Source organism: Rossellomorea sp. y25, assembly GCF_038049935.1.
Taxonomy (GTDB): domain Bacteria; phylum Bacillota; class Bacilli; order Bacillales; family Bacillaceae_B; genus Rossellomorea.
This window is the reverse complement of sequence record NZ_CP145886.1, coordinates 3,450,260-3,465,061: the sequence shown is the minus strand read 5'-3', so window position 1 is coordinate 3,465,061 and position 14,802 is coordinate 3,450,260. Positions and strand designations below refer to the sequence as shown.

Here is a 14,802-nt window from a genome sequence, read left to right as displayed (position 1 = left end):
TATACTTTTATAAGCGTGTGGCTAGATTTTTTTGCTTGTGTTTCGCAAGTGTTGACAAAAATGGAGGGAACATTCGCTTCTCTGATCATCTTTGCATGCTGTAATATTCGAATGTTTAGCATTTTCAGCGCCTAATGAGTAGCCACACGTTTATTTATAAAGGAGTTTTCTACAATGGAATTTAATGATATTAAAACCCGAAATGATCTTGCAGATTTTCTGAGAATTCCTAAAAAACAACTTAGCTACTTACTGTACGTTAAGGAAGTTAACAATTTGTACACCTCGTTTGAAATTCATAAGAAAAATGGTGGAATTCGTAAGATTAATACTCCAATAGATGAACTTAAAGACATTCAAAAAAAACTTGCAAAAGCCTTGTATTTGCATATAGAAAACAAGCAAGAGAAAGAAAATAATATCTCACATGCATTTGAAAAAAACAAAAGTATTATTACAAATGCAAGAATTCATCGGAATAAAAGATTAGTTTTGAATATTGATTTAGAAAACTATTTCGAGAGTATTCATTTTGGTCGTGTCAGGGGGTTTTTTATTAAGAATAAAGATTTCTTACTCCCTATCGAAGTAGCCACAGTTATAGCACAAATAACATGTTATAAAGGAAAACTTCCTCAAGGATCCCCAAGTTCTCCAATCATTTCAAACTTAATTAGTAAAATACTCGATAACAGATTATTAAAGATTGCAAATAAATTTAAGGTTAATTATTCTCGTTACGCAGATGATCTTACTTTCTCAACCAACGATAAAAAATTCCTAGATTTACAAAAGGAATTTCATGAAGAAATATCCAAAGAAATAGAACTAGCTGGTTTTAAAATTAATGAAAAAAAGAAAAGATTGCAATATAAGAATTCAAGGCAGGTTGTTACAGGTCTTGTTGTTAACAAGAAAATAAATGTGAATAGAATATATTATAAAGAAACTAGAGCAATGGCACATCAACTTTACAAATATGGTACGTTTACTATTGATGATGAACCTGCCACCATTAATCAATTAGAAGGACGCTTTTCCTTTATAAATCAACTCACTTGGTACAATAACAAAATAGATGGGGAATACCCCCGTTTCAATAATTTTCATTCAAGAGAACTTGAATACCAAAAATTTCTCTTTTATAAATATTTTTTTGCAAATCCAAAGCCACTAATTGTGACTGAAGGAAAAACGGATATAGCTTATTTAAAATCAGCTTTAAAAAGTCGCTATAAAGAATATCCTAATTTGATTTCAAAAAAAAGTGATGAATCATTTGAGTTTAAAGTATCTTTTCTAAATAAATCTAGAAGATTAAAATACTTTCTAGGAATTTACCAGGATGGGGGCAGCGCACTAAAAAATATATATAATTTTTTTGATTCTAAGAAGCCAGCCCCTGATTATCTGAGTTTCCATAAAAAAATAAGCAACTCTTTACCAATAAACCCTGTGATTTTAATGTTTGATAATGAGATTAAGAGTAACAATAATAAACCTATAGGTAATTTTCTTAATCACGTGGGTCTTGGTAATGAAGAACGGATGATTTTAGAAGATAAATACATGGTAAACCTTATTGATAACTTATTCCTTTTAACTGTCCCTCTAATTAATGGTAAGAAGGAATGTGATATAGAAGACTTATTTGAAGACGTTACTCTATTACATAAAATAAACGGAAGAGAATTCACAAAGAAGGACAGGTATGATGTTTCAAAATACTATGGCAAAGAAATGTTTTCTAAGTATATTCTAGGTAACTATTCTAATATTAACTTTGATGAATTCAAACCAGTTTTAGATAACATAAACAATATAATAGATATATACTCGAAGAATGTTGGAAGTTTAGAGTGTAATTCGAAAGGTTTAGACAAGGGTAGGGCGAAGCAGAAAGCACCTATACTAACTTGAAAAAATAATAATAAATAATTTCTATATATGTAGTGTTTTGACACTACACATAAAGTCAAGTCTTAGTGAGGAATATTAGTAGTATATAGGTGAATGGGGTAAGACCCTTGGAACGGTGAAGCGTTAATAAACCGAGGGACTTACCCTATTCTTCAAAGAAGAAAGAAATCACTGGACTATAAAGAAGAGAGGCAAAACAAAATAAATAATTACGTAAAAAAGCCGTTATAAATTGTTTAATGGCTTTTTGTATATCTTCAGTGTAGATTGGTCCGCCTCTATCATTTAAGCGAGTCAGAGGTATATGTGAAGTCGATCTAGCATCTTGATGAGATGATGGAAGCTTACAAGTTGCCATCATCATTTATTTTGAACGCCTTTTATAAACGGAAAGTAGAAGGACTAAAGCAAAGAAAGATAGCTCGGAAACAAGGCAGTGGTCTAAAAGTCTCTTATTTGAAATTGAGAATGGACTTGAAAAGCTATTTTATTAAGCAAATAACAAGATTGAGAAGTTACCCCAAGTGTGAAAAAATGTAGCTGAAGGTAGAAGAATGTTTGTCTTATTCCTCTACCTTTTAATATTATCTTAAAAAGTTTAGTGTCCTTTATAATAAGGTATTAATGGTGGATGCATTGGATCATCAGGCGTCATGTGTTTTTTTATTGTAATAATCTTTTTAGAGAGTTCTTCTGAAATTGGGTAATATTCTTTGTCTACAATAATAAATTGTAAATCTCTCAACTCGTTTTCTGCTAACCTATAAAGGAAAGAGTAAAAACCTTTAAAAATATCTTCATTTTCACGTTCACTTATGTTTTTCATTGGTGTATCAATCATAAGAAAATTTGGAAGCGGAATATTTCTTTGTTTTGCTAAACGGTGTACCGCTAAAGCAAAGCAACATTTAAATATCGTTTTTTTACCTCCACTACCGAGATTGGAAAATTGCATTTCATATACATCATCATCTTTCGAACGATAGATTTTTGGTATAAAGTCATTAGTGCTTATTGATACTATATCGTCTTGATTAACACCTGGAAGGCCTACTTCTACTAGGTTTTCAAGGAATAATGACTTAAGCTCTTCAAGGTTGGTGTTATCTTTCTCAGCTTTTTCTCTTGCTTCTTTTAGATCTCGTTTTAAGTTTTCTTCGTCAACAATTAGATTGTCGGCTTGATCTTGCAATTCTTTTACTTGATTTGATAAAGGGAGTAAACGATTTAATGCCACTTTTTCAGCTTTAAGTTTTCCTAAAATTCGTTCGTGATTTTTTGCTTTTGCTAAATAAATTGAATCGTAAGTAGTTTGTAGTTCTAGTATCTCTTGATCAATTATTTGTTTTTCTTCTTTGATTCTACGTAATTCTTTTAACATGGAGTCATTTTGTCTATTAAGTCGGGTAATAGAATCATTTAATTCATTATATCTTGATGTTAAGTCGGTTTTCATTACTTCAATATTATTACTTTCAAAATAAGTATTCTCATCAAATGGAACTTGACATAAAGAACATTGATTACTATTGGTGATATTATTTTTTAATTCACGTTCACATTGAGGACATGATGAAAATTCTAAATCCTTTAGAGTGTTCCTAGCAATTAATGATCTATTAACTTTCATCTTAGCTGATGCAAATTCACCTAGAAGTCTTTTTCTTTGTGTAATTTGTACCTCAATATCATATACTGATGTATTAAGTTCATCTAATAAAACAGCGTAAGATCTAGCTTTTTCTTTAAGTCTGTCTACAGGATGAATATTCTCTTGTTCAATTTCTTTTTTAATATTGTTAATCTCAATATTTGTCTGATGAATAGCATCTTCAACTTCCTTGATTTTTTTTATGATAGTTGCAGTATCCCCTATATCATTCTCGTCTAAGAATTTTTGTAATTGTTTTGCAGTGGAATTGAGAGTAGCCTTTTCATTTCGAACTGCAAGTAGATCACTTTCCAATAAAGCAACACTCTCTTGATGAAAGCCAAGGAGTAATCTCATTACATCCCGACTTTTTAATTTTTTGAAATTGTTTGCCTCTTTTTCCAAATGAAAGATAGAACTATCAATCTCATCCTGATTAAGGTAGCAATACCACATTAAATCTCTAAAACTCAAACGGATAAGTTCAGTATTTTCAGTTTTTTTGCTTTTGCGAACAAGTGGAGGTTGAAAACCACCTAAATAAAATAGGATGTCAGTTAATAATAATAGGTTAGTGTTAGGTATTAGTGGCTGAGAGTTTTCTTGCTTATATATGGGAGCAATTAAGTTTAGTACCTCATACTCGTGTTGGTCTTTCCATTCTACTTGTACTTGATTTGACCCCTTTTCCCGAAAAAGTGAAACCTGATGACTGCCAATCATTAGTTCTAAATGAGCATTAATGAATTCTTGTTGAAGTGCAGGGGTTACAATAAGTTCATTACCTAAACAATAGTCAATTAATTGTAGTATGGTGGATTTACCCGCCCCCATTTTTCCGTAAAAATAAGTAATATTTTTTGCAAAAGGAATTTCTACTATCTCTTTTTTACAAGTAAGCGTTAATTTTTCTATTTTCAAATTCATAATTTTATTTCCTCTCCCTGTGCCATCGTAACCATTTCAGGAAACACATCATAAAAAAAGTTGATAAGTTTCTTTGAAGAAAACGAACCAAAGTGCCTCTTTATTAGCCCACTCCGTACTACATAAGGATTAAATTCTGAAAATTCGGAAATACCCTCAACTATTTTATGTCCCGTATGAGTAATGGAGACTTTCACTGTTTTTCCACTAATTGTATAAGCGATTAAACCTTTAGCTTCGAGAATGGTAAGGAATCTCCGATACCTACTATCCCAAGGACCATAATTAAAATACATTAAATTAGCCTCTACGCTTTCTCTTTCATATTCTTGAATATCTATTTTAGGAATATCTTTCTCTTCTTTAAGCTGCGCTAGTGCTCGTTCTAAGGCAACTGGATAACGTAAGAGAAAATCCAATTTTACTAATTTATTTATCCCATCGATTGTTTGTTTATGATTTCGGCCAGCCATCTTATCAATCAAAATAAGAATCCTAATTATATTTAGTTCATCATTTTCATCGAGTTTAATTATTTTCTCGAGTAGTGATTGATCCATTCTTTTTCCAACCTCCTGGTGGCACTTCGCTAAATGCAATCTTACATTCATTTGTTAGTATCCCTACTATGCCCTTAAGGATTTCATAAGGCGTTTGATAGACCATATTATGACGACTTTCAACTAATTTCTCTAGTCTGTCTTCAATATCGTGCAGCATTATTACTCCATACGGTGCCCCTTTTAATTTGCTCCTAGACTTTGATTCAATAGCTTGATTTTTTACTATTGTACGAATTTGATCTAATTGTTCTAATGTTTCGGTCGGATTTTTAGTTTTATAATGATTCTTTAAGATATATGTTTCAGCAGATGCTCTTAGGTCATCCATAATTTCAATACTATCTTCCTCAATTAGTCCACACTGCATTTTATAGAACATTAGGTCTGAAGTTAAAGTTAGAGAGTGGTTCTCTGAAGGCACCCCTTTTCTTGAACTGAGAAATAAATTCTTTGTAAGAGGCTCAGTAATTAAATTATTAATTTTATCTATAGTAATTCTTTTTGTATTTATATAAACTTTTTCAAGTAGCTGACCATTTCCATTTACAAATGCTAAATAATCTTGAAGTGGATTTTCTACTCGTTTAGACGAAGAAAAATAAATATGACTAATAATAGAGTCAAGGATAATTCTTAATTTTGGTAAAGGTGTTTCTGAACATTCAGTCATTTTCCCTAAGTGATCTGTGAGTATTTTTGATTCAATATCTTCAATACTTGGACCTTGCTGGACTTGAATAATTGATAAGACACTAATAACATCTTGTTCACTTGAATTGCTTTTGTCGCAAAGAGATTTGAAAAACTTTTCTAATGTACCAGGCTTAAAAGGATCATGTGCTTTTTTATTTTTAGCCTGATTTATTAGGTTATTTAAACTTTTTCCTGTCTCATCATTTCTAGTTGGACAATTGGAGACAAAGATAAATTTCTTAAACGAGCCGGGGTATTCGTTATATAGTTTAATGAACCTTAATAGGCTTTTTACTACTGATTCTTCTTCTAACTCAAATGGTCCGTCTGATATTTGCTTTGTCTTAATTTGTATTCCTTCAAATTTTCCATCATTACGTATTCCAAGAATATCCTCATGTAGTTCACATAATAATTCTTTATAGGAAATCTTTCCTGAAGCCATTTGGATAGATATAAGTGCTGTATAAGTATGCTGATATCTAAATCTTCTTTGTACTTCATCACCTGGATCAGTTTTAGAAAGAACTTCATCAGGAGAATTCAATTTTTCATTTAATTTGGTTGTTTCATCATTCATTGATTATCCTCCTACAATTCTATAGAAGTAAAACGATTCCTTAGTAATAACATTCTACAAATTTTTACAAAAACCTCTGTTATTTAACTTTTTAAATAGTAAAGTTGGATAACATTTAAAGGAAGCTTTTTGGAGTAATGGGATTTGACCCTTGGATGGATAAAACTTAAATGTACCGTGGGGGAGGTCTGTTTTTTAAACTTTTTTAAGGGACTAGAGTTAATTAAATAAAGATAGAGTCCTACAACTGGATATTTATGTTAAAATTATACAAGGATGCATAATTCAAGGGAAATTTAAATTTATGACATTGCAAATATATTAGGTCAAAGGAATATTGGGGCAGACATTTAAATAATCATCCAAAAGCTAATTTTTTTCACTTTCTTACCGATAAAATAGTTATAATAAATGAAAATGTAGGAGTTACATATGTCAAAGAAAACTATTAGTAAAGAATCATTAATTATAGAACTTGCTGCTAAAGGAAATGTAAAGGAATTAGAGGCTATAGGATTTGAAGGGTTTAATGATATTAATAGGAGAGATTCAAAAGAAAATACGCCACTAATCATTGCTGCTTCTAAAGGTCATACCGAGGTTGTAAAGTGGCTATTAAATAATTATTCTGATGTCAATTTATCTAATAGAAAAAAAGAAACTGCATTAATGCTATCAATAAGGTCTAATTATGTTACTATCGTAAATCAGCTATTGCAAAAAAGAGCAAATCCTAATTTGTATGATGATAGTAATCTTAGTCCGCTGCTTTTTGCCGCAAAAAATGGACATCTGGATATTGTTAAGAGCTTATTAGAACATGGTGCAAATGTTGATGCTAGGGATAGCAAGGGAAATAATGCCTTAATGATTGCTATTCAGAATAATCAGTTAAATATTATTGAAACTTTGCTAGAAACTCAACTTAATATTAATAGTATAAATGAAAATTCTTATACTGCACTGCATTTTGCAATGAAATCACCTGCTGCATTAAGTATAACGAAAGTTCTAATTGATAAAGGCGCAGATATTTCATTGAAGTGTAGGTCTGGTGAGAGCCCGTTATTTAAAGCATGCCATTTAGGAAATATTGAAGTAGTTAGATACTTGGTTAAAGTTGGGGCAAGTGTAAATGATGTAAATAGTGATGGAGACAATATTATAATAGCATCTTGTAATAATATAAATTGTTTAAGATTTTTGCTTTCATTCCAAAATTTTGACGTTAATTATCGCAATAACGATGGATATACCGCTTTGATGGAAGCGGCTGAAGATGGGAAATTTGATTCTGTAAAACTGCTATTGGAATCGGGGACTAATGTTGAATTTCAAGATAATTATGGAAGTACAGCATTAACTTTAGCTAAAAATTATAACTACCAAGCAATATGTAAGTTGTTAAAAGAGAATTCGTAATCAAACATCTAATACTAATGAGGTAATGGGTCAGACCCTCGGCACAGTTATCGCTAATGAGCTGGGGGTCTGACCTTGTTTTACAAAAAGAGTTCTCAAATACTAAAGTTGTTAGAGAATATAACGGTTATTAAGAATTGAAGGACACACTCCTGAAATAAAATCAAAGAAATGTAAAAAATAACGAGAAAAATATAAGTCGGGGGCAAGTATGGATACACAAATATTTAGTTATTTAGTAAATTACATATCGGATGTTATTGGAGTTTCAAGTGACAGAATTTATATAATAGAAGAAGAGACTAATATTGTTTTTGGAAGTGAGGATTTTAATATAAGAAGAATAAAATATAGGAGTTACGATTTTATTAAAGCAGAAATTCCTTATACTAATTATGCTGTATATATCGATATATCGAAAACTGCCAAGCATTACAGAAATCAAAGAATAAGAAGTTTTATTAAACACGCTTGTATAGCTGCAAATGAGGTGCAAAATATTATTTTGAAATTCCCTAGTATTGACAGTAATGAGGTTGTAGATTTAATAAAAAGATTAAGCATACCAGCGGTGTTACAAGAGTTTTATTCAGAATCTACCAATCGTATAGCACGTTCCATTACGGATGCAAGATCAATCGATTATGGCAAGATAATCAGAGAAGTATTACGTTGGGGGAATTCCTCTATTGAAGGACGAGAAATACATACTGGAATAATTATAGGCGACAACCTATTAAAAATAGAATCAACATTAAGGGCTTCTACAATAAAAGGACAATTCGAAATAATTAATTTAAAAAGCAAGCCTTTATTAACGGATTTTAAGGAGATCAAGCCATTGTTAGAAATAGCTGATGGACTATATACTTTCTTAATTTGTGAACCTGTTGAAGATAATAATTTTATGATTTCTGGTATTTTAATAACAGAAACCGGGTTGATGTCTAGTGTGATAGGAGAATCAAATAAAGGATTTAATGCTCCGGTGTTTTCGTTAAGAGAAATGGGTTTACGAATTGGCAGAGGAAATGAGTTAATAATGGAATATATTAATAATACACCTAGAATACGCAACTATAAGGAACTTACAAATATTCTAAGGGAATTTATGAAAATTAAAGTTGAAGATGTGAATAAGCTAACAGCTATTATACTTGAGATTAGTCATATGGGAAAAGGCGCTTCAATTGTATTTAACTTTAATGAAAATTACTTTGATGATGTTGAGAAAACTCAGTGGATTAAACCAACAAAGATTCAGTTTAGTGGTGAAAAAGTTTTTGTTGATACTTTTTCAAATTTCACTAAAACAGATGGGGCGGTTCTAATTAACAGTAATAATGAAATAATTGGATTTGGTTCTATCTTAAAACCGACTAAGGCTAAAGCTAAAATATCAGGGGGTTCAAGACATAAATCAATGGCATCATTTTCTCATAATAAAGAAATATTGGGGATAGTAATATCAGAGGATGGTCCGATTTCGATAATAAAAAATAATTCAATTATATTTAGGCTTTAAGTAATGTAACCTAAATTAAGTATATAGATATTTTATTTTGGGAATTGCCCAAAATAAAGAGTTGCTGTGAGAAGAAAATAATCTTAACTCTATGTAATTTTTTGTGTAATACAATATATTTTATTAAGGACAGATATTAACTAGAATAACTTTTGAAGTTGTCGTTTTTCGTATTTCTATACTTCGATAAAAATAAATTTTTATATAATATTGGCTTCAGACTCTCGGTACGGTAAAGCATTAGTATACCTGAAAAATAAATCTGAAAATCAACGACGAGATGGACAACAAGTTCGACTTTAAGTATAGTTTGTAACAATATCCGTGAACTCTATCAAAATTCCAAAAATCGATTAACTCTCAGACAAATGGGAATATGGTTAATAAACGTAACATGGAAAATGATGAGAGGATGGCGCTATGAATACGAGTTTATCTTTGTGGATTTTTCTCATAATAGAAGTGCTTTTATTAATATTTGTTTTATATAAAGGATTGACCTCTTTACCTCATCCGAATACTAATCTATCGATTACAATTCCAGCTTTAGTGATCGCCTTTTCAACATTAGTAGTTATATCGATCCTTATGTTTTTCATAATTACGACGTCAAATTAGGCTAATCACATGGTGTTTGGTTCAGACGCTTGCGACAGGATAGGAATATCCTTGGTCATATGCCATTTCTAATTTTGTGAGGTTTCTTAGTGGAGGCAGTTGGAAAATGAAAAAATATTTGTTCTTCTTCATCTGTCTTATGATCATGACAGGCTGCAGTCAAAATATCCAAAGCCATAGTGAGAGGATCAAGACTCCTCTAAACCAATCATGGAAGTTATTTCCATCTATCATAACTAATTTCGAGGTAATCGAGAAACCTCTCAGACCGGATCAAATGAAATGGAATTTACATGTGAAGTTCGGTAATCCTGAAACACATGTCAAAGTCGTTTTGGAAACATCCGGTGTCATCCAGAGTAGCGAAGAGGGAAATAAGGCCCTTGAATGGACTGAAGTTCAGGAAGGGGAAACTGCAACGGTCACCATTGCGGTAAAAGCTAAAGAGTTTGGCCAAGGCAGTATGAAAGTAAAGGTGGAAGCATACGATCAAGATGGGAAGTTTAAATATTCGTTGAATCCCACTCAATATTTTCTGGTTACAAAAGAAGAGGTGCTAACAGGGAACAATGGGGTTACTGAGTTGGAGCTCCAGCATATTGACCATTTAAACCAGAAGGGTAAGATTTCTGATAAAGATACGAAACCCGAAAAGAAGAATTGATGAAGAGGAACTGACAATTCATATTAAGAAGAAAAGAGTGAACCTAAATTGCAGGTTCACTCTTATATCTTTAACCAAGTTTCTGGATAGGATGCTGTTCTTCGGTACTACTCCTTATTTTAGTAAGAACATAGATAATAGAGGTCATAATAAAACAACTAAACCCCGGCGAAAACGAATCCGGAATCACCAAATATAAAACCATGCCAATCCCCAACACAACCAACGCCTCCCGATTAAAATTCGATTCCCCACTCGCAAGCCTTACAAGCGCACTCTCAGAAATCCTTCCTTTCCGAATAACCAAAAAATCAGCCACCACAATCGCCGATATCGGAATAATCAGGATCCCCAGATAAGAAATATACTCCTGCGCATTATAAACCAGCTGAGGAAACGAACTTAAAATAATCCCTGCGACACTGAACAGTAAGGCACTCTGAATCCGCGACAGGGACGGCAGTGCATTCAGCAGACTGTATCCCCCTGTATACGCATTACTAAGATTAATTGATATCATCGATACCATCGCACAAGCCGTAATCACCAATAGAAGCAAACTGGAGTCGGTCAGCTGACCCGCTGCGACGAATGGATTTAGATCTTTAAACAAGCTGGCACTCAATCCTCCAAGCAGGGCGGTCATCATGAATCCGACGACGTTTCCACTATACAGTCCCCAGAATCCGTGACGGTCACTCTTGCTGTAGCGGGTGATGTCGGAGGATGCGCTGACGCCTGAGATGTATTGGACGAAGACGAGGCTTGAGTAGAATAGGAACGTTCCGATGGAGAAGGGTTCCTGGCCTTGTGTGAGTGTTGGGAGGGAATCGGCTCCTTTTGATAGGAACAGGTAGAGAATGATTCCCTGGCCGATCACGAGGATCGGGATGAATAGTTTGGTCGCTTTTTTGACAGCTTCGAAGCCGATGAGGGCTAAAAGGGTCATGATGATGGCGAGTCCGATGGCGACCGGGATGAATGGTATGGTGTAGGGTGTTACTTTTTCCACCATGGAGATGATGACGAAGGTTCCTCCGATGGTTTGGACGCTGAACCAGTAGAGGGACGTCAGTGACCGGATGGGGGATGCGATGAGCATCGACAGCCGGGTTCCGATGATGGACCGCAGGACGTATTGAGCGGGCAGGCCGTAGCGGGAGCCTGGTAGTGACAGGAATGATACGAATAGGAAGGCGACGCTTGCTCCGAGTACGGTGGCAAGGAACGCTGCCTGAAAGGATAGTCCGCCTTCAAGGACGGCCAGAGCCGGGATGAGGAAGTTTCCTGCGTTCACGGAGAAGGCGAGCTGTATGATGAAGTATTCGATCCAGGTGGTTGATTTTAATTGTGGTGGGACCTTTTCAAGTCCGAGTCTTTCGATCATGGGTTGTTTCATGGAATAATCTCCTTTGGGTATACTAAGATGCATCGTTTCTATTTTAAAGAATTTTTGGAAAAAAGCGAAGAAATAATCATTAAATTTTTTGAAGAAAAATAGAGATATTTCCTTATTTATTTGTTAGAATGTAAGTGCTTACAGGGTGAGTAATTGCCCTTCGCTATTATAGATGAATAGTGTTATATTTAGGAAGTAAATGCTCCAAGGAGCAATAGTGCATTTAGGAGGTTGGCTTAGTATGCGTATTGGTGTACCAACGGAAATTAAAAATAATGAAAATCGGGTGGCTATGACTCCCGCAGGTGTTGTGAATCTGGTTCTTTTTGGACATGAGGTTTACATCGAATCAGGAGCTGGATTGGGCTCAGGATTTACAGACGAAGATTACGTAGCAGCAGGTGGACACATCGTTGATTCTGCAGCGGAAGCATGGTCCATGGACATGGTCATGAAAGTGAAAGAGCCACTTCCAAGTGAGTACTCTTATTTCCGTGAGGGACTTATCTTATTTACATATTTACATCTTGCTCCAGAACCTGAATTAACGAAAGCGTTAATCGATAATAAAGTGGTCGGAATCGCGTACGAAACGGTTGAACTGAATCGTGCCCTTCCATTATTGACTCCGATGAGTGAAGTGGCTGGACGTATGGCGACTCAAATCGGTGCTCAGTTCTTAGAGAAGATCCACGGTGGTAAAGGTGTATTACTATCAGGTGTACCAGGGGTTCGCCGCAGTAAAGTAACGATCATCGGTGGAGGGGTTGCCGGTACGAACGCAGCGAAAATGGCTGTTGGACTTGGTGCCAACGTAACGATCCTTGACCTTAACCCGGATCGCCTTCGTCAGCTGGATGATATCTTCGGAAGCGACGTAACAACACTTATGTCTAACCCGCTGAATATCGAACAAGCTGTAAGAGAAGCGGACCTAGTCATCGGAGCTGTACTAATTCCAGGAGCGAAAGCACCTAAATTGGTAACAGAAGACATGATCAAAGCGATGACGCCTGGTTCAGTTGTAGTCGATATCGCCATCGACCAAGGTGGAATCTTCGAAACAACGGACCGCATCACGACTCATGACGATCCAACTTACGTGAAGCATGGCGTTGTACACTATGCCGTTGCCAACATGCCTGGTGCCGTACCACGTACGTCTACGATTGCATTGACGAACGTAACCGTACCTTACGCGGTTCAAATCGCAAACAAAGGCTACAAAAAAGCGTGCTTAGAAAACGAAGCTTTATTAAAAGGTATTAACACATTGAACGGATATGTGACATACCAAGCCGTTGCTGAAGCACACGCTGTAGACTACTCAGATACAAGAACACAATTAGAGCAACAATAACAACAAGAAGCCGACTGCATGAGAATGTTCAGTCGGCTTTTTTTATGTAAATATAGGAGAGATTATGAAGCCCTCAGTGTTATGTCCTTATGGTGATTGGAGTGCAATTCTTCACATAACAAAATGGGAGTATACAGAAAAAGCCACATCCTGAAATGTGGCTTTTTCTGTATTTTTTACTCTATTCGAGATTGGCATGTTTCCCATACATTTTAGTAGAATCCAATCCTTTTTTCTCCATGAAGCGCAGGATGATGGCATCATAAAATAACAACATCGTTTGCTCAAATAGAGAGCCCATTGGCTGGATCGTTTTGTAATCACCTTCGGACTGGTCTTTCGTTACTCCTGGTAATGTAACGGTCAGATCAGCTAATTCTCCAATGGTTGAATCAGGAGATATGGTTATTGCTGCGACGGTACCTCCCAAGCTTTTTGCTTTTTCAGCAATGGCCACTAACGTTTTGGTTTCTCCTGAGCCCGATCCAATGATTAATAGATCATCCTTTTCTAAGTTGGCTGTTACTGTTTCCCCTACGACATAGGCATCAATCCCCATGTGCATCATTCGCATCACAAAAGATTTCCCCATCAATCCAGATCTGCCAGCACCAGCCACAAAGATTTTCTTGGATTCTAGAATCAGGTTTACTAATTTCTCTGCCTCTTCATCAGAGATTAAGTGCACTGTTTGTCTTAATTCTTCAACGACTTTGGCTAAATATTGAGTAGACTTCATCGTTTCATTACCCTTGGTGAATTAATTCCTGCATTTCACGTGCAGTCGCTCGTTTATCTTCTTTGCTTGTAATCCCGCCACCTACAATGATGAGGTCAGGCTGTTCTTTAATAACTTCCGGTAGTGTTTCTAATTTGATTCCACCGGCAATTGCCGTTTTGGCATTTTTTACAACGCTTTTGATCGTGTGTAGATCTTCAAAGGAATTTTTTCCTACAGCTTGTAAATCATAACCTGTGTGTACACAAATATAATCGGCACCAAGTTCGTCCAATTCTTTTGCACGGGCGGCAACGTCTTTCACGGCGATCATATCTACAAGGATTTGTTTCCCTTGTTTTCGGGCTTCTTCTACTGCGCCTTTGATTGACTCGTCTTCTGCCGTTCCAAGAATCGTAATGATGTCTGCACCCGCAGCAGAGGCTTGACTGACTTCATATCCAGCTGCATCCATAATCTTTAAGTCCGCTAATACGGTTAAGTCAGGGAACGCTGCTTTTACTTCTTTCACTGCTTTAAGCCCTTCATTTATGACGACAGGTGTACCAATTTCTACAACATCAATATACTCTTCTACCTCTTTTACTAATTCAATGGCTCCTGGGATATCGACAAGATCTAATGCTAATTGTAATTTCATTTATATTCGCTCCTTCTGGAAAATTTTATTTTATTTAAGCGGCTAGAAGTAAATGTTTCCTTCTGAAAAGTTATTTACTCACTAGCATGTTGTTTAGTATA

Annotated in this window: 11 protein-coding genes; 5 read left to right on the top strand and 6 right to left on the bottom strand. The window is 34.9% G+C overall.

Annotated elements, in window-relative coordinates; all coding sequences use genetic code 11:
* Window positions 1–174 precede the first annotated feature (174 nt).
* A complete protein-coding gene (locus tag AAEM60_RS17565) occupies window positions 175–1,920 on the top strand; it encodes a retron Ec67 family RNA-directed DNA polymerase/endonuclease (protein WP_341356785.1) in 1,746 nt (581 codons plus the stop codon).
* A gap of 598 nt (window positions 1,921–2,518) precedes the next feature.
* Here AAEM60_RS17565 and AAEM60_RS17560 read toward each other — a convergent pair.
* Genes AAEM60_RS17560 through AAEM60_RS17550 form a run of 3 tightly spaced genes read right to left on the bottom strand, consistent with a single transcriptional unit; the run spans window position 2,519 to window position 6,334 of the window.
* Window positions 2,519–4,498 carry an AAA family ATPase gene (locus AAEM60_RS17560; RefSeq protein WP_341356784.1) on the bottom strand — a complete coding sequence of 660 codons (1,980 nt, stop codon included), beginning with the start codon at window positions 4,496–4,498 and terminating at the stop codon, window positions 2,519–2,521.
* Window positions 4,495–5,058 (bottom strand): hypothetical protein, encoded by a 564-nt coding sequence (locus AAEM60_RS17555; protein WP_341356783.1) that lies wholly within the window; start codon window positions 5,056–5,058, stop codon window positions 4,495–4,497. The genes AAEM60_RS17560 and AAEM60_RS17555 overlap by 4 nt, the downstream gene beginning before the upstream one ends.
* Window positions 5,027–6,334 carry a dsDNA nuclease domain-containing protein gene (locus AAEM60_RS17550; protein WP_341356782.1) on the bottom strand — a complete coding sequence of 436 codons (1,308 nt, stop codon included), beginning with the start codon at window positions 6,332–6,334 and terminating at the stop codon, window positions 5,027–5,029. The genes AAEM60_RS17555 and AAEM60_RS17550 overlap by 32 nt, the downstream gene beginning before the upstream one ends.
* Before the next feature lie 432 nt (window positions 6,335–6,766).
* Between AAEM60_RS17550 and AAEM60_RS17545 the strand changes: the two genes are divergently transcribed.
* The 3 genes from AAEM60_RS17545 to AAEM60_RS17535 all read left to right on the top strand — a co-directional run bounded on the left by AAEM60_RS17545 (window position 6,767) and on the right by AAEM60_RS17535 (window position 10,563).
* Window positions 6,767–7,756 (top strand): ankyrin repeat domain-containing protein, encoded by a 990-nt coding sequence (locus AAEM60_RS17545; protein ID WP_341356781.1) that lies wholly within the window; start codon window positions 6,767–6,769, stop codon window positions 7,754–7,756.
* A 211-nt stretch (window positions 7,757–7,967) separates the two neighbouring features.
* Window positions 7,968–9,281, top strand: coding sequence for a diadenylate cyclase (locus AAEM60_RS17540; protein ID WP_341356780.1), 1,314 nt, complete (start codon window positions 7,968–7,970; stop codon window positions 9,279–9,281).
* A 724-nt stretch (window positions 9,282–10,005) separates the two neighbouring features.
* Window positions 10,006–10,563, top strand: a complete 558-nt coding sequence (locus tag AAEM60_RS17535; protein WP_341356779.1) for a hypothetical protein — start codon at window positions 10,006–10,008, stop codon at window positions 10,561–10,563.
* Window positions 10,564–10,633: 70 nt separating this feature from the next.
* On the opposite strand, the gene AAEM60_RS17530 is transcribed toward AAEM60_RS17535, so the two are convergent.
* On the bottom strand, window positions 10,634–11,962 hold the full coding sequence (locus AAEM60_RS17530; RefSeq protein WP_341356778.1) for a cytosine permease: 1,329 nt from the start codon (window positions 11,960–11,962) through the stop codon (window positions 10,634–10,636).
* 241 nt (window positions 11,963–12,203) lie between these two features.
* On the opposite strand from AAEM60_RS17530, the gene ald reads away from it, so the two are divergent.
* Window positions 12,204–13,322, top strand: coding sequence for an alanine dehydrogenase (gene ald / locus AAEM60_RS17525; RefSeq protein WP_341356777.1), 1,119 nt, complete (start codon window positions 12,204–12,206; stop codon window positions 13,320–13,322).
* A 181-nt stretch (window positions 13,323–13,503) separates the two neighbouring features.
* On the opposite strand, the gene hxlB is transcribed toward ald, so the two are convergent.
* Together hxlB and hxlA are read right to left on the bottom strand one after the other, a co-directional pair.
* Window positions 13,504–14,061, bottom strand: coding sequence for a 6-phospho-3-hexuloisomerase (hxlB, locus tag AAEM60_RS17520; protein WP_341356776.1), 558 nt, complete (start codon window positions 14,059–14,061; stop codon window positions 13,504–13,506).
* Between the two features lie 7 nt (window positions 14,062–14,068).
* Window positions 14,069–14,701: a 3-hexulose-6-phosphate synthase gene (hxlA, locus tag AAEM60_RS17515; protein WP_299739119.1), complete on the bottom strand. Its 633-nt coding sequence runs from the start codon at window positions 14,699–14,701 to the stop codon at window positions 14,069–14,071.
* Between the last annotated feature and the right edge of the window lie 101 nt (window positions 14,702–14,802).